Origin of the sequence: Sphingomonas sp. Leaf357 (genome assembly GCF_001423845.1) — a bacterium.
Lineage (GTDB): Bacteria > Pseudomonadota > Alphaproteobacteria > Sphingomonadales > Sphingomonadaceae > Sphingomonas.
In genome coordinates this window covers 1,987,743-2,001,886 of the sequence record NZ_LMPM01000001.1, presented here as the reverse complement: position 1 = coordinate 2,001,886, position 14,144 = coordinate 1,987,743, and the positions used below count along the sequence as shown (strand labels likewise).

General features: G+C 65.3%; 19 protein-coding genes and 2 tRNA genes. 13 read left to right on the top strand and 8 right to left on the bottom strand.

Annotation, left to right across the window (positions count from 1 at the left end; all coding sequences use genetic code 11):
- Positions 1 to 3 precede the first annotated feature (3 nt).
- The gene (locus tag ASG11_RS09345) at positions 4 to 894 is read right to left on the bottom strand and encodes a LysR substrate-binding domain-containing protein (RefSeq protein ID WP_236697440.1); all 891 of its coding nucleotides are present in this window, start codon (positions 892 to 894) and stop codon (positions 4 to 6) included.
- A 130-nt stretch (positions 895 to 1,024) separates the two neighbouring features.
- Between ASG11_RS09345 and ASG11_RS18710 the strand changes: the two genes are divergently transcribed.
- Positions 1,025 to 1,195 (top strand): hypothetical protein, encoded by a 171-nt coding sequence (locus tag ASG11_RS18710; protein ID WP_156363712.1) that lies wholly within the window; start codon positions 1,025 to 1,027, stop codon positions 1,193 to 1,195.
- Here ASG11_RS18710 and ASG11_RS09340 read toward each other — a convergent pair.
- Positions 1,192 to 2,376 carry a glycosyltransferase gene (locus tag ASG11_RS09340; RefSeq protein WP_055778143.1) on the bottom strand — a complete coding sequence of 395 codons (1,185 nt, stop codon included), beginning with the start codon at positions 2,374 to 2,376 and terminating at the stop codon, positions 1,192 to 1,194. The two genes, ASG11_RS18710 and ASG11_RS09340, sit on opposite strands and share 4 nt — an antisense overlap.
- Before the next feature lie 124 nt (positions 2,377 to 2,500).
- Between ASG11_RS09340 and ASG11_RS09335 the strand changes: the two genes are divergently transcribed.
- The 5 genes from ASG11_RS09335 to purQ all read left to right on the top strand — a co-directional run bounded on the left by ASG11_RS09335 (position 2,501) and on the right by purQ (position 6,117).
- Positions 2,501 to 3,415, top strand: coding sequence for an alpha/beta hydrolase (locus ASG11_RS09335; RefSeq protein WP_236697439.1), 915 nt, complete (start codon positions 2,501 to 2,503; stop codon positions 3,413 to 3,415).
- A gap of 76 nt (positions 3,416 to 3,491) precedes the next feature.
- Positions 3,492 to 4,340, top strand: coding sequence for a hypothetical protein (locus ASG11_RS09330; RefSeq protein WP_156363711.1), 849 nt, complete (start codon positions 3,492 to 3,494; stop codon positions 4,338 to 4,340).
- Between the two features lie 98 nt (positions 4,341 to 4,438).
- Positions 4,439 to 5,218 carry a phosphoribosylaminoimidazolesuccinocarboxamide synthase gene (purC, locus tag ASG11_RS09325; protein ID WP_055778137.1) on the top strand — a complete coding sequence of 260 codons (780 nt, stop codon included), beginning with the start codon at positions 4,439 to 4,441 and terminating at the stop codon, positions 5,216 to 5,218.
- 3 nt (positions 5,219 to 5,221) lie between these two features.
- Positions 5,222 to 5,452: a phosphoribosylformylglycinamidine synthase subunit PurS gene (purS, locus tag ASG11_RS09320; RefSeq protein WP_055778134.1), complete on the top strand. Its 231-nt coding sequence runs from the start codon at positions 5,222 to 5,224 to the stop codon at positions 5,450 to 5,452.
- The gene (gene purQ / locus ASG11_RS09315; RefSeq protein ID WP_055778130.1) at positions 5,449 to 6,117 is read left to right on the top strand and encodes a phosphoribosylformylglycinamidine synthase subunit PurQ; all 669 of its coding nucleotides are present in this window, start codon (positions 5,449 to 5,451) and stop codon (positions 6,115 to 6,117) included. Before purS ends, purQ begins: the two co-directional genes overlap by 4 nt.
- Positions 6,118 to 6,230: 113 nt before the next feature.
- On the opposite strand, the gene ASG11_RS09310 is transcribed toward purQ, so the two are convergent.
- The gene (locus tag ASG11_RS09310) at positions 6,231 to 6,548 is read right to left on the bottom strand and encodes a hypothetical protein (protein WP_055778127.1); all 318 of its coding nucleotides are present in this window, start codon (positions 6,546 to 6,548) and stop codon (positions 6,231 to 6,233) included.
- Entirely contained in the window at positions 6,545 to 7,273 is a 729-nt protein-coding gene (locus tag ASG11_RS09305; RefSeq protein WP_055778124.1) for a queuosine precursor transporter, read from the bottom strand. Before ASG11_RS09305 ends, ASG11_RS09310 begins: the two co-directional genes overlap by 4 nt.
- An 82-nt stretch (positions 7,274 to 7,355) precedes the next feature.
- Between ASG11_RS09305 and ASG11_RS09300 the strand changes: the two genes are divergently transcribed.
- Together ASG11_RS09300 and ASG11_RS09295 are read left to right on the top strand one after the other, a co-directional pair.
- Positions 7,356 to 7,432 (top strand) — tRNA-Arg (locus tag ASG11_RS09300).
- A gap of 24 nt (positions 7,433 to 7,456) precedes the next feature.
- On the top strand, positions 7,457 to 8,758 hold the full coding sequence (locus tag ASG11_RS09295; protein ID WP_055778121.1) for a M20/M25/M40 family metallo-hydrolase: 1,302 nt from the start codon (positions 7,457 to 7,459) through the stop codon (positions 8,756 to 8,758).
- A gap of 113 nt (positions 8,759 to 8,871) precedes the next feature.
- Here the strand turns inward: ASG11_RS09295 and ASG11_RS09290 are convergent, their stop codons facing one another.
- Both ASG11_RS09290 and ASG11_RS09285 read right to left on the bottom strand, forming a co-directional pair.
- Positions 8,872 to 9,240: a winged helix-turn-helix domain-containing protein gene (locus tag ASG11_RS09290; RefSeq protein WP_055778118.1), complete on the bottom strand. Its 369-nt coding sequence runs from the start codon at positions 9,238 to 9,240 to the stop codon at positions 8,872 to 8,874.
- Between the two features lies 1 nt (position 9,241).
- Positions 9,242 to 9,448, bottom strand: a complete 207-nt coding sequence (locus ASG11_RS09285; RefSeq protein ID WP_055778114.1) for a TOBE domain-containing protein — start codon at positions 9,446 to 9,448, stop codon at positions 9,242 to 9,244.
- Positions 9,449 to 9,510: 62 nt separating this feature from the next.
- Here ASG11_RS09285 and ASG11_RS09280 point away from each other — a divergent pair, with 62 nt between their 5' ends.
- Complete coding sequence (locus ASG11_RS09280) at positions 9,511 to 11,562, top strand: NAD(+) synthase (RefSeq protein WP_055778111.1); 2,052 nt, start codon at positions 9,511 to 9,513, stop codon at positions 11,560 to 11,562.
- 28 nt (positions 11,563 to 11,590) lie between these two features.
- On the opposite strand, the gene ASG11_RS09275 is transcribed toward ASG11_RS09280, so the two are convergent.
- Positions 11,591 to 11,920: a DUF6481 family protein gene (locus ASG11_RS09275; RefSeq protein WP_055778107.1), complete on the bottom strand. Its 330-nt coding sequence runs from the start codon at positions 11,918 to 11,920 to the stop codon at positions 11,591 to 11,593.
- Positions 11,921 to 11,962: 42 nt separating this feature from the next.
- A tRNA-Ser gene (locus tag ASG11_RS09270) sits at positions 11,963 to 12,052 on the bottom strand.
- A 163-nt stretch (positions 12,053 to 12,215) separates the two neighbouring features.
- Between ASG11_RS09270 and hspQ the strand changes: the two genes are divergently transcribed.
- From hspQ to ASG11_RS09250, 4 genes are all read left to right on the top strand, one after another.
- A complete protein-coding gene (hspQ, locus tag ASG11_RS09265) occupies positions 12,216 to 12,596 on the top strand; it encodes a heat shock protein HspQ (protein ID WP_055778104.1) in 381 nt (126 codons plus the stop codon).
- A 142-nt stretch (positions 12,597 to 12,738) separates the two neighbouring features.
- Entirely contained in the window at positions 12,739 to 13,119 is a 381-nt protein-coding gene (gene rplU / locus ASG11_RS09260) for a 50S ribosomal protein L21 (RefSeq protein WP_055778101.1), read from the top strand.
- A gap of 13 nt (positions 13,120 to 13,132) precedes the next feature.
- Entirely contained in the window at positions 13,133 to 13,405 is a 273-nt protein-coding gene (gene rpmA, locus ASG11_RS09255) for a 50S ribosomal protein L27 (protein ID WP_055778098.1), read from the top strand.
- A gap of 167 nt (positions 13,406 to 13,572) precedes the next feature.
- The gene (locus ASG11_RS09250; RefSeq protein WP_330218895.1) at positions 13,573 to 14,121 is read left to right on the top strand and encodes a GNAT family N-acetyltransferase; all 549 of its coding nucleotides are present in this window, start codon (positions 13,573 to 13,575) and stop codon (positions 14,119 to 14,121) included.
- Positions 14,122 to 14,144: the final 23 nt, after the last annotated feature.

Genomic DNA, 14,144 nt, shown 5'->3' with positions numbered 1-14,144 from the left:
CGTTTACGCGCGCGCCATGGTGTCGGCGATGTCGCGTGCGATCTCCGCCAGCAACCAATCGCGGAACTGGCGGATCTTGGGCACCGTTCGGCGATGCTCGGGATAGACCAGCCAATAGGCATAGCCGCGCGTCGACACTTGCGGGAACAGGCGCACCAGCTTGCCGTCGGCGAGATCGTTGCGCCAGAAAAACGGCGTCAACAATGCGACCCCTTGCCCCGCCGTCGCGGCGTAACCCTCATGCGCCTGGCTATCGAGGCGGACGCCGGGCTTGGGCGGCCCCTCCGGTGCCGCGACGCCCGCTTCGCTCAGCCAGACCGGCCACCACGGATCGTGCGGGCTGATCAATGGCAAATCGGGCAGATCCTCCGGCCGCAGCGCGCCGCCATGCCGGGCGAGGAATTCCGGGCTGCACATCGGGGTGAAATCGATCTCGAACAGCAGATCGTGCGCCAGGTCGCTCCACCCGCCGAGCCCCGATCGTACCGCGCAATCCACCTCGTCGGAGGCGAAATCGGTCATCGCGTCGCTGGTGTGCAGCCGCACCGCCATGTCGGGATGCGCCATCTGGAACCCGCCTAGCCGCCAAGCGAACCACGTATTGGCGAATGTTTTCGAGGTGGAAACCGTCAGCAGCGACGCATCCTCGGCTCGGATCGCGCCGAACGCGGCGTCCAGCGCATCGAAGGCTCGCGACACCTGCCCGCTGGCGCGGCGACCGGCATCGGTGAGCACCACGCGCTTCCGCTCGCGCCGGAACAGCGGCACGCCCAGCCGTTCCTCCAGCACCTTGATCTGATAGCTGACCGCCGCCTGCGTCATGCCGAGCTCGACCGCGGCAACGGTGAAATTCTCGTGCCGCGCCGCCGCTTCGAAGACTCGAACGGCGGACATGGGCGGCAGGCGGCGCATGCGCGATTGATAAGGCCAGCTTGTCGATCGTGTCCAACGATTTGTTGGCGCCGGTCCGGGCCGACGCGCATATCCGGATGGCCGGGACGGTCCGGCAAGAAGGAGACACGAGATGCGTGACGATTTCCTGAGCGCCGACTGGGCCAGTGGACACCGCTCGATCACCGGCGATATCCATAAGGCCTTCGCGTCGATGGCCAAGGGCCTCGCTTGGCTCAATGCCAATCAGTGGGACGCCCCCTGGCGGCACGACCAGCGCCGACACCAGAACTGCCCGCGCTAATCGCGCCGCGCGCGATATCCGGCCACCGCGGCGGTCAGCAGCGCATGATGCTGCCGCCCGGTATCGCGCCAGTTGAAGGTTTCCGCATAAGCCCTTGTCTTCGCGCGATCGGGCGGGCTGGCGATCAGTTGCGCGATGCCGTGCGCGATGGCCTCGTCGGAGCGATCGGCGGTCAGCACCCCCGCCTCCGCACGGCTGACCACTTCGGGCGAACCCCAGACCGGCGTGGCGACCAATGGCGTACCGCAGGCCATCGCCTCGAGCAGCACGTTGGAAATCCCCTCGCGCGCAGAACAGTTCGCGACCACGTCCGCCGCGCCGTAGAGTTCGGGCAGCGAATCCTGATCGACATGGCCGAGGAAATCGATCCGGTCGCGCACCCCCAGCGATTCGGCGAGCGCCTTGAGTGCGATCTCGCACGGCCCGGTGCCGGCGATCATCAGCCACACGCCGGACAGGCGGGCGATGGCGCGGATCGCGAGATCGATGCCCTTGTTGTCGACCAGATAGCCGACGCACAGCACCGTCGGTGCCGTCATGCCGAGCTTTTCGCGCAGCGCCTGCCGATCGGTGGGCGGGCTGAACAGGTCGAGATCGACGCCGTGCAACACGACGCGGATATTGTCCGGTCGCGCACCGATCGTCACCAGTTCGTCGCGAAGCGCACCCGCCACCGTCGTTACCGCCGCAGCCTTCGACGCAGCGGACAGGATCATGCGGCGCGCCGGGGCGGATTCGGGAATCTGCGTCACGTCGCTGCCCAGCGCGGTCATCGCCAACGGCACGTCGAACCATTTTGCGAGCAGCGCCGCCGCCACGCCGTCCGGATAGAGATAATAGGAATCGATCACATCGAACTCAAAGTTGCGGCGCAGCCTGGCGATGTGGCGATAGAGCGCGGCGGCCATCAGGAACGGCGCCAGCGTCATGCCCACCTTCGGGATCACCGGATAGCGCGGATACTCGACCCGCACCCCACGCCGATCGGCCTGTCCGGGCACGCGCGCCAGCTTCGCATATTGGCCGAATCTGGGATTGCTGCTCGGGAACCACGGCACCGGGGCTAGGACGCGGATCTCGTCACCGGCGCGTGCGAGATGCGCGACGCGGTGTTCGATGAAGATGCCGTGCCGCGGCTGCACCTCGTTCGGGTAGAGACTGGAAAGAACCAGGATCTTCAACGTCGTTCATTCCTGCGCGCGGCCGTGAGCGGTGATCTAGGCCGAACCGGGATAAATTAGCATTAAGGATCACGCATGACGGTTCGGCTTTCGCCCGGCGCGCATCCGCCTTAGGCTCGCTCGCATGCGCTTTGCCCTGCCCATCCTCGCCCTCCTGATGCCGGTTCCCGCCATGAGCTTGCCCGCCGACACCCCCAAGCTGCTGACCTGGCCCGACCTGACCAAGCGCGACCAGCCCAGACCGGACGCGACGATCGCCTATGGCGACGACACTATGCAGAAAGTCGATCTCTGGCTGCCGGCCGGCAAGCCGAAGCATCGTGGCACGTTCCCCACCGTGCTGATGGTTCATGGCGGATGCTGGACGACCAGCATCGCCGATCGCAGCCTGATGAACTGGATCGCCGACGACCTGCGCAAGAGCGGCATCGCCGTATGGAACATCGATTATCGCGGCGTGGACCGGGCCGGCGGCGGCTATCCCGGCACCTTCCTCGACGCGGCCAAGGCGGCGGACGCATTGCGCGCGAACGCCGCGAAATATCATCTGGATACGCGGCGGATCGTCGCGGTCGGCCATTCGGCGGGCGGGCATCTCGCGCTGTGGCTCGCCGGTCGCGGAAAGCTGCCCGAGACCAGTCCGCTCTCCAGCGCCAGGCCGATCAGGATCGCCCATGTCGTCAGTCTCGGCGGCCTGCCCGATCTGGAAGCGACGGCGGCCAGCCCGGACAATGGTTGCGGCGTCGAGGTGGTCGGCCAGTTGGTCGGCAGCCCTTCCGCAACGCGCAAGGACGTCTATTCCGACACCTCCGTCCCCCGCCTGCTGCCGCTCCACGTACCGCAGGACCTGATCAACGGCGACAAGGACCGCATCATCCCGATCCGCCTCGGCACCGGGTACGAGGCGCAGGCAAAGAAGGCCGGCGACCGAGTGGCGCTGCACGTCATTCCCGACACCGGCCATGTCGAACTGATCGTACCAGAAAGCGCAGCATGGTCGGAAGCGAAGCGGCTGATTGCGACTGCTTTGAGACCTTAAAGCCGACACGGTTGACCGCTGAAATAGAACGGCTCATCATATCCTACTTATGAGATAGAGTATAAGGAGGTGTATGATGCGGATCGCTTGGCTTGCGGTTTTCCTGTTTCTCGGTGCCTGTAGTCGCGCGCCCGAACATGAGCGCGCGAACCCGGACGTCGCGGCTGATAGCGCCGCCCCTGGCGTAAACGTAACCGCCGCACCCGGTGTCGCATTTGCTTATAGTTACGCCTTCCGCCTGCCCCCGGCGCGCATCGCCGCGGCACAGGAAACGCATGCCGCCGCGTGCGAAAAACTTGGCATCGCCCGCTGCCGTATTACCGGCATGCGCTATCAACTGGTCGGCGAAAACGACATCCGTGCGATGCTCGCGTTCAAGCTCGATCCCGCGCTCGCCCGCGCCTTTGGCAAGACTGGCATCGCCGCGATCGAGGCGGCGGAGGGCAGACTGGTCGATGCCGAGATCACCGGCACCGATGCCGGCGCTGCCATCAAGAGCCTGGAAACGGGCAAGGCCGGTGCTGCCGAGGAACTTCGCCGCATCGATTCGCAGCTGGCACGCAAGGATCTGCCAGCCAGCGAGCGCACCGAGTTGCAGCGCCAGCGGGGCGACGTCACGACCAGAATCGCACAAACCAACGTCAGCGCCGCCGAACAGCACGATTCGCTGGCCACCACGCCGATGACCTTCGATTATCAATCGGGTGATGCGGTACGCGGCTTCGATCCCAGCGCGCCGCTCAAGAGTGCGCTCGATACCGCGATCGCCTCCGCCCAGACGACGCTTGCGGTTTTGCTCGGTTTTATCGCCATTTTCGGGCCGCCTGCGATCGTGGCGTTGTTGCTGTGGCTGCTGTGGCGGCGGGTGCGACCGCTGCTGCCCGCCCGCAGGCGTAACGAAGAGGCGACGAACCTTTCCTCGTAATTGCGCCCCACCCCCGCTTTCGATATAGCGCCCCTCATCCCGCCCCGGCCGTGCGAATCCCGCTTGGCCGGGGCGCTTCTTTCAAGGGGTAATGCCGCATGGCTCGCCGCCGCCAGATCTACGAAGGCAAGGCCAAGATCCTGTACGAGGGTCCGGAGCCGGGGACGCTGATCCAATATTTCAAGGACGATGCCACCGCCTTCAACGCGCAGAAAAAGGGCACGATCAGCGGCAAGGGCGTGCTGAACAACCGGATCAGCGAGCATGTCTTCACCCTGCTCGGGCTGATCGGCGTGCCGACGCATTTCATCCGCCGCCTCAACATGCGCGAACAGTTGATCCGCCAGGTCGAGATCATTCCGATCGAGGTCGTGATCCGCAACGTCGCCGCCGGATCGCTCAGCACGCGTCTCGGGATCGAGGAAGGCACGCAGCTGCCGCGCACGATCATCGAATATTACTATAAGGACGATGCGCTGGGCGATCCGATGATCACCGACGAACATATCGCCGCGTTCGGCTGGGCGAGCCAAGAGGAGATGCACGACATCGCGGACCTGGCGATCCGCGTGAACGATTTCCTGTGCGGCATGTTCGCCGCGGTCGGCATCCGCCTGATCGACTTCAAGCTGGAATTCGGCCGGCTGTGGGACAACGATTACGCGCGGATCATCCTGGCCGACGAGATCAGCCCGGACGGTTGCCGCCTGTGGGACATGCAGACCAACGAGAAGCTCGACAAGGATCGCTTCCGCCGCGACCTGGGCGGCGAAGTGGAGGCCTATCAGGAGGTCGCCCGCCGCCTCGGCCTGCTGCCCGAGGGCGCGGACAATGCCGTTCTCGATCTCGAAAAGCATCGCAAGAGCAAGGGCAAGTAAGCCATGAAACTGCGCATCATTGTCACGCTGAAGCCCGGCGTCCTCGACCCACAGGGCAAGGCGATCCACAAGGCGCTGGACGGGCTGGGCTTTACCGGCGTCGAGGACGTGCGGCAGGGTAAGCTGATCGAGCTCGACGTCGCCGACGACACCAGCGATGCGAGCATCGACGAAATGTGCCGCAAGCTGCTCGCCAACACGGTGATCGAGAATTACCGGGTGGAAAAGGCATGAAGGCGGCCGTCATCGTCTTTCCGGGTTCGAATTGCGACCGGGATCTCGCGGTGGCGATCCGCGAGGTCGGCGGCGTGGCCCCGACGATGGTGTGGCACGGCGACAGCGAACTGCCCGAGGGTCTCGACCTGATCGGCGTGCCGGGCGGCTTCTCCTATGGCGATTACCTTCGTTCCGGCGCGATGGCCGCCAGATCACCGATCATGCAGGCGGTGTCGGCGGCGGCGGAGCGCGGCGTCGCGGTATTGGGCGTCTGCAACGGCTTTCAGGTGCTGACCGAGGCGGGCCTGCTGCCCGGCGCGCTGATGCGCAATGCCGGGATCGATTTCGTCTGCCGCGACGTGCCGTTGGTGGTGGAGAATGCGCAGAGCATCTTCACCAGCCGTTACGCGCAGGGCCAGACCATCTCGATTCCCGTCGCGCATCACGACGGCAACTACTTCGCCGACAATGCGACGCTCGACCGGCTGGAGGGCGAAGGCCGGGTGGCGTTCCGCTATGGCGGGCCGGTCAATGGATCGGCGCGGAACATCGCCGGCGTGCTCAACGCGCAGGGCAACGTGCTCGGCATGATGCCGCATCCGGAACGCCGCATCGAGGCGGCGCATGGCGGTACGGACGGACGCGGGATGTTCGAGGGACTTCTGGGATTGGTGGCGGCTTAGACAAGCTCTTCCCACCGTTCGTGCTGAGCTTGTCGAAGCACATGCCCCGAGCGCGCCCGTCGACTGGCTCAGGGCGAACGGATATGGGGTCATCCTGCATCGTGAATAGCGCGCTAACGCCCGCCGAACATCTTCGTCCGACGCGCCAGCAACAGGATGATGCTGGGCCAGAAAAGCGTGTTCCAGATGTCGTGCAGGTTCGCGCCGTAATTCTGCGGAACGTGCCCGATATGCCGATCGCGGATGTCCCAGGCCTCGCCGATCAGCGCCGCCGCCAGCACGACGAGCCAAGGCCTCCAGCCGCGCAGACGCCAACCGAACAGCAGGGCCGAGCCGAAGAACAGGCCCAACGCGACATAGATGTGCAGCGCATCCTTGGCGAGGTGCACATGCTGGACCAGCCAGAGCTTGACGGTTTGCAGCGCGCTCACACGCGCGCCCGGAAGGGTGTGAAATCGGTGCCTTCGTCGAACACGTCGAGCCCCTCGCGGCGCTTGAGGAAGCCGACGACGAGATACGTCACCGGCGTCAGCAATACCTCCCAGCCGACTTTCAACGCCCATTGCGTGACGAGAATCTTCAGGACCAGCGCGTTGGTCCAGCCCTGCGCGCCCCAGAAGGCGAGCGGGTAGAAGATCAGGCTGTCGACCCCCTGCCCCGCGATCGTCGAGCCGATCGTGCGCGCCCAGAGGCGCTTGCCGCCGGTCCACAGCTTCATCTTCGCCAACACATAGGAATTGACGAACTCGCCGGCCCAGAAGGCGCAAAGCGAGGCGAAGACGATGCGCGGCACCTGGCCGAAGATCGTCTCGTACGCCGCCTGGTTGCCCCAATCGGGCGCGGGCGGAAGTTCGACGACTACCCAGGACATGAACGCCATGAACAGCACCGCGATCGATCCGGCCCAGATCACGCGGCGCGCGCGGGCATAGCCATACACTTCGGTCAGCACGTCGCCGATCACGTAGGAAATCGGGAAGAACAATATGCCCGCGCCGAACGGCCAGTAACCGACGCCGGGCAGCCAGATCTGCGCCACCTTCCCCGCGCCGATCACGTTCGACAGCAGGATGATCGCAACGAACGCGGCCATCACGAAATCGAAATAGCGCAGCTGCGCGCCGGTCAGGTCGCGCGCGTTGATCGGTGCCGGCATCGCGCGTCCCCCTTCCTGTCGTCGACCGAGACTATGAAGCCGGTTTCGCACCCGCGCAATCCGCGCTAATGCGTCCCGCGACGCGCCCGTAGCTCAGTTGGATAGAGCAAGGAGCTTCTACCTCCTCGGTCGGGGGTTCGACTCCCTCCGGGCGCGCCATCCTTCCCTTTTCGGAGGCTGCCGATGCGGATGTCCCTGTTCCTCGCCACGACCGCGATGCTTGCCGTCGCCCCGGCGCAGGCGAAGCTGAGCGCGCCCGAAACCGTGATGGCGAAGACGGTGGATGCCGAATACGAACGCTCGGTCGCGCTGCTGCAAAAGCTGGTCGACCAGAATTCGGGCACGATGAATTTCGCTGGGGTCGATGCGGTCGGCAAGATGGTGCGGGCCGAGCTGGAGCCGCTGGGTTTCACCGTGGTGTGGAAACCGATGACGACGGCGCACCGCGCCGGCCACATCATCGCGACCCGCGCGGGCAAGGCCGGTGCGAAACAGCTGTTGCTGATCGGGCATCTCGATACCGTGTTCGAGAAGGATTCGGCGTTTCAGAAATTCGTTCGCACCGGCGAGCAGGCGGAAGGCCCAGGCGCGGGGGACGACAAGGGCGGAATGGTGGTAATGATCGCCGCGCTGCGCGCGATGAAGGCCGCGGGCACGCTGGACTCGGCCAATTTCGAGATCGTGCTGACCGGCGACGAGGAGGATTCGGGCGACCCCATCGCGATCGCCCGCGCCGACCTGATCGCGGCGGGCAAGCGGGCCGATGCCGCGCTCGATTTCGAGGGGCTGTTCGTCGAGGACGGCAAGGACATGGGATCGATCGCCCGGCGCTCCTCGAACAGCTGGGCGCTGACCACCACCGGCAAGACCGGCCATTCCTCCCTGATCTTCAACGCGACCTATGGCGATGGCGCGATCAACGAGCTGGTGCGCATTCTCGCCGCGTTCCGCACCGAATTGCCCGAGCCGAATCTGACCTTCAACACCGGCATCGTCGCCGGTGGCGCGACCGCCGCGCTGGATGCGGACGGGGTGCGGGCGAGCGCGACGGGCAAGAGCAACGTCATCCCCTCCACCGCTTTGGCGCGCGGCGATTTCCGCACATTGTCCGAAGAGCAGACCGAGCGGGTGAAGGCGAAGATGAGCGCGATCGTCGCGAAGCATGCGCCGGGGACGGGGGCGAAGATCGTGTTCGAATCAGGCGGCTATCCGGCGATGGCACCGACGGCGGGCAACCGCGCTCTGCTGGCCAAACTGAACGGCGTGAATGCCGATCTGGGTCTGGCCGAAATGGCACCGCTCGATCCGTTGCGGCGGGGCGCGGGCGATATCTCGTTCGTGGCGAAGGATGTAGACGGGCTGATCGGGCTGGGCACGGCAAGCCGGGGCGATCATGCGCCGGGCGAGACAGTGGATCTGGCGAGCATCAAGCGGCAGGCGAAGCGGGCGGCGATTCTGATGACGCGATTGGGTGGGGGGCGGTAATCCAGATCCCGACTGTGCTGAGCCTGTCGAAGCACTGCCTTCTTGTCAGCGCCGGACCAGAAAGACAGTCCTTCGACAAGCTCAGGACGAACGGTGAGTGAGGTTGGCCGCGCTCAGGCAGGCAAAGGCGCCTCGCGCAGCAAGGTCAGCAATTCCCCCATCGGCTCGCCATCCGCCGCCGTCTGCAAGCGCCCCTCGAGCGCGCGATAGGCGGCCAAGACCTCGCGCCCCATGACGGTCAGCCTGGCACCCCGGCCCGCGCCGCCGCCGGCCACGGTTTCGACCAGCCGATCCTTCCAGCAGCGGTTCATGCCATCGACCAGCAGCCATGTGCGGCGATAACTCATGCCGAGCGCCCGCCCCGCCGCCGAGATCGATCCGTCGCGGTCGATCGCCTCGAGCAGGTCGGCCTTGCCCGGCCCCATCGCGAGTTCGTCGCCGCAATAGACCTGCGCCTTCAGCTTCAGCGCGCCGATCCGCATGTTATTTGCCGATCATCACGTCGCTGGCCTTGACGATGATCGTCACCACGTCGCCGTCGGCCAGCGCGAGATCGGCGATCGCTTCGTTGGTGACGCTCGACGTGACGAGGTTGCCGCCGCCGATATCCACCTTCACCGTCGCGTTGACCGCGCCCGGCGTGACGGAGACGATCGTGCCGGAAATCTGGTTGCGTGCGCTGATCTTCATGAGTGTGTTTCCTTGGGTGGGGCGTGATGACTTGCTAACGGCTGGCCGCTACACCCGCAATCATGGCGAAGACGCACCCGTTCCATTCGATCCACAGCCACGGCCTGATCCGCGTGGGGGCGTGCACCCCGCGGGCCAGCGTCGGCGATACCGCGGCCAACGCCGCCGCGACCATCGCGCTGGCGAAGCAGGGGCACAAGGCCAGTGCGGACCTGCTGGTCTTCCCCGAACTCAACCTGACCTCCTACGCGATCGACGATCTGCACCTGCAGACCGCGCAGCATCACGCCACCGAAGCCGCAATCGGCGCGGTCGTGTCCGCCAGCGCCAAGCTGAAGCCGGTGTTGCTCGTCGGGGCGGCACTGCCGCGCAACGGGCGGATCTACAATTGCTGCGTGGTCATCGCGCGCGGCCGCATCCTTGGCGTGGTGCCGAAGACGTTCCTGCCCAATTACCGTGAATATTACGAGAAGCGATGGTTTGCCTCGGGTGCCAACCTGGCCGGCGCGCAGATCACCCTCGCCGGTCAGACCGCGCCGTTCGGCACCGACCTGATCTTCGCGGCGAGCGACCTGGAGCATTTCGTGTTCCACGCCGAGATCTGCGAAGATTATTGGGCGCCCATTCCGCCCTCGACGTTCGGCGCGCTGGCCGGGGCGCTGATCTGCTGCAACCTCTCCGCCTCCAACGTGACGATCGGCAAGTCGCGCGAGCGCATGATGCTGTCCGCCGCCCAGAGTGCGCGGGGCATGTGCGCTTACGTCTATTCCGCCGCCGGGCCGGGCGAGAGCACGACCGACCTGGCCTGGGACGGCCAGGGCACGATCCACGAACTGGGCGAACTGATCGCCGAGTCGGATCGCTTCGGCCATGATCCGGAGATCCTGCTTGCCGACGTCGATGCGGAGCGGATCGAACAGGAGCGGATGCGCAACGGCACGTTCAACGACGCCGCGCGCCTCGCCGACGACCCCGAGAAGAGTTTCCGGCGCGTGAGTTTCGACCACGTGCCGGACTTTGCGGATATCGGCCTGCTCCGCGCGATCCGCCGCTTCCCGTTCGTACCCAATGCGGCAGAAAAGCTGGATGCCGACTGTTACGAGGCGTTCAATATCCAGGTCGAGGGGCTGCTCAAGCGCTTCGTGGCGGCGAAGGCCGAACGGCTGGTGATCGGCGTATCTGGCGGACTCGATTCGACCCATGCGCTGATCGTCGCGGCCAAGGTCATGGACCGGCTCGGCCGGCCGCGTACGGACATCCTCGGCTTCACCATGCCGGGCTTCGCGACCGGCGAGGATACGAAGGCCAATGCGTGGAAACTGATGCGCGCGCTGGGCGTCGACGGCGACGAGATCGACATCCGCCCGGCCGCGCGGCAGATGCTGGGCGACATGGGTCACCCGTTCGCGGACGGCGAACCGCATTACGACGTGACGTTCGAGAACGTGCAGGCCGGGCTGCGCACCGATTACCTGTTCCGCCTCGCCAACCAGCGCGGCGGCCTCGTGGTCGGCACCGGCGATCTATCGGAACTCGCGCTTGGCTGGTGCACCTATGGCGTCGGCGACCAGATGAGCCATTATGCGGTCAATGCGGGCGTGCCCAAGACGCTGATCCAGTTCCTGATCCGCTGGTGCGTACAGACCGACCAGTTCGATCGCGACACCGATTCGGTGCTGGAGGCGATCCTCGGCACGGAAATCTCACCCGAGCTGGTACCGCCCGGCGCGGACGGCGCGATCCAGAGCACGGAGAGCCGCATCGGGCCGTACGCGCTGAACGACTTCTTCCTGCATTACACGATTCGCCACGGCCTCGCCCCGTCGAAGATCGCGTTCCTCGCCTGGCATGTCTGGTCCGATATGAACGCCGGGCGCTGGCCGAAGGATTTCCCCAAGGCGAACCGGCACGAATATGATCTGGCGACGATCAAGGGCTGGCTGGAGAAATTCCTGGTGCGATTCTTCGTGACCAGCCAGTTCAAGCGGTCCGCCATTCCCAATGGACCGAAGGTTTCGGCCGGCGGGGCGCTGAGCCCGCGTGGGGATTGGCGCGCGCCGTCCGACGGGACGGCGGCGGTGTTTCTGGAGGAATTGGCGCGGAACGTGCCGTAAGCCCCCCCGGACGGGAGGGGAAACGAACCTACCGCTTCGCCTTGCGTGCGGCGTAGCGGGCGTCCCGCGCGGCCTTGGCGGCAATATCGGCATCGATCAGGCGCTGCTTCTCCGCCTCGATCGCGGCGGCGGCGGCTTCGGCCTTGGCGATCTTGTCCAGACGGGCCTGTTCGATCGCCGCGGCCTTTTCCTCGCGCTTCTTGACGATCGCGGCTTCCTTGGCTTCGCGCGCGGCGGCGCGGGCCGCGGCGACGGCGGGATCGACCGGCGGCTTCGCCTTCAGCTTCTCGATCGCCTTCTGTTTCGCCTGCGCGGCGAGCGCCGCACGATCCTGGAAGGTCGGTTCCTTGTAAGCCATTCGTCTCGGGGCCTTTCGGGCGCTGGTCTTCAATCGATACCGTGGCGGAGAGGGTGGGATTCGAACCCACGGTACCCGCGAGGGCACGCCGCATTTCGAGTGCGGTACATTCGACCACTCTGCCACCTCTCCGCGAGGTCATTAGATACCATCCGCGCGGGAACCCGGTGGAGCGATATCGGTCGATGAAGGCGGGCGTCTAATGAACTATCCGAAGCGTTGCAACCCTCCGCAGGCCCCCTGCGCGGACAGCGCAAAAACTTGTGCCGCACGGAAAGCGCATTAGATTGGGTCCATGTCCCGTGCCCACATCCCCATGACGCCCGCCTCCACCGAGATTCCGCTGCCGCCGGTCGCCACCGCGCGGTTCGGCATCGGCGAGGTCGTGCGCCACCGCATGTTCGACTTTCGCGGCGTGATCTTCGACGTCGATCCGATCTTCGCCAATAGCGAGGAATGGTACGATGCTATCCCGCTCGACCTGCGCCCGCGCAAGGACCAGCCGTTCTACCATCTGCTCGCCGAGAATATGGAATCGACCTATGTCGCCTATGTCAGCCAGCAGAACCTGATCCCCGACGATACCGACGAACCGGTCGATCATCCGGCGATCTCCGGCCTGTTCAACGATTATGCCGACGGTCGCTACACGCTGAGGCCGCAGCACCGGCATTGATGTCGGCACGAATTGACGAATTCGCGCCCGGCGAGTGGCGTGAATCGGTTGACAGCCTCGCCCCCGTTGCATAGGTGGCACCTCTTTCCCGCGCCGGGCTTGCTCGACGTGGGGCTCGTTATTTTGAAAGTGATGTAAGGCCATGTTCGCAGTCGTGCGCACAGGCGGCAAGCAATACCGCGTCGCCGCCGGAGACAAGATCGTCGTCGAGAAGCTCGACGGTGAAGCAGGTTCGTCGATCTCGTTCAGCGACATTCTGCTCGCCGGCGAAGGCTCCGAGCTGAAGTCGGTAGAGGGCCTGACGGTCTCCGCCGAGATCATTGCCCAGGCGAAGGCCGACAAGATCATCGTCTTCAAGAAGAAGCGCCGGCACAATTATCGCCGCAAGAACGGCCATCGCCAGCAGCACACGATTCTGAAAATCACTGCGATCGGCAGCGAAGAGAAGAAAAAGGCCGCACCGAAGAAGGCCGCAGCCCCCACCGAAGCGACGGGCGCCGAAGCCCCGGCCGCTCAGGCGTAAGGAGTAGTTCGAGATGGCACATAAGAAAGCAGGCGGCTCTTCGCGCAACGGTCGCGATTCGGCCGGTCGTCGCCTTGGCGTGAAGAAGTTCGGTGGCGAGTCGGTCGTCCCGGGCAACATTCTTGTGCGTCAGCGCGGCACCAAATTCTATCCGGGCACCAATGTCGGCATCGGCAAGGATCACACCTTGTTCGCGCTGACCGAAGGTCGCGTGTCGTTCAAGCAAGGCAAGCTTGGCCGAAAGTTCTGCTCGGTCGACATGCCGGTGGCGATTGCCGCCGAGTAACATCGGGTAACCAGCCGGGTTGCCCACCAGGGTGATCCGGGTTCTCGCGAGAGGACCGAACAAGGGAGACGGGTCACCCCGGCTCCCTTTTTTATTGCTCCCTCCCCTGCCCTGTCGCCGGCCCGTCACATCGATGTGCTTGAGCGACGACGCGACGAGGAGAGTAGATGATGTTCGCTCGCACGAAGAGACTGACGTTGCGGCCCGGTTGGCCGGAGGATGCCGCCGCCCTGGCACGGGCGATCGGCCATGAAAGCGTCGTGACGAAGATTTCACACGCGCCCTGGCCTTATACCGCGGCCGATGCGCGCGATTTCCTGACGCGTCCGGCAACCGCGCGCGACGTCGCGATGCTGATCACCGTGCTGGAGGACGGTATGCCGAGGATCATCGGGTGCATCGGCATCCACCCGGCAGGCGATGCGCATGAACTGGGTTATTGGCTCACGCCCGATGCCTGGGGCCACGGCTATGCCACCGAAGCGGGGCGGCAGGCGGTACAGATCGCGCGCCACGCCCTCGGCCTGAAGCGCCTGTCCGCCGGCTATTATGTCGACAATCCGGCTTCGGGCCGGGTTCTGGCCAAACTCGGCTTCGTGCCGACCGGTCGTACCGAGCAGCAATATTGCCGCGCGCGGGGCCATGACGTCCCGTGCGTGAAGCTGGAACTCAACCTGGAGGATCGACCAGCCTGCGAGGAGTTGATGGCGGCTTGACCCGATAAGGCCCCTCCCCGATG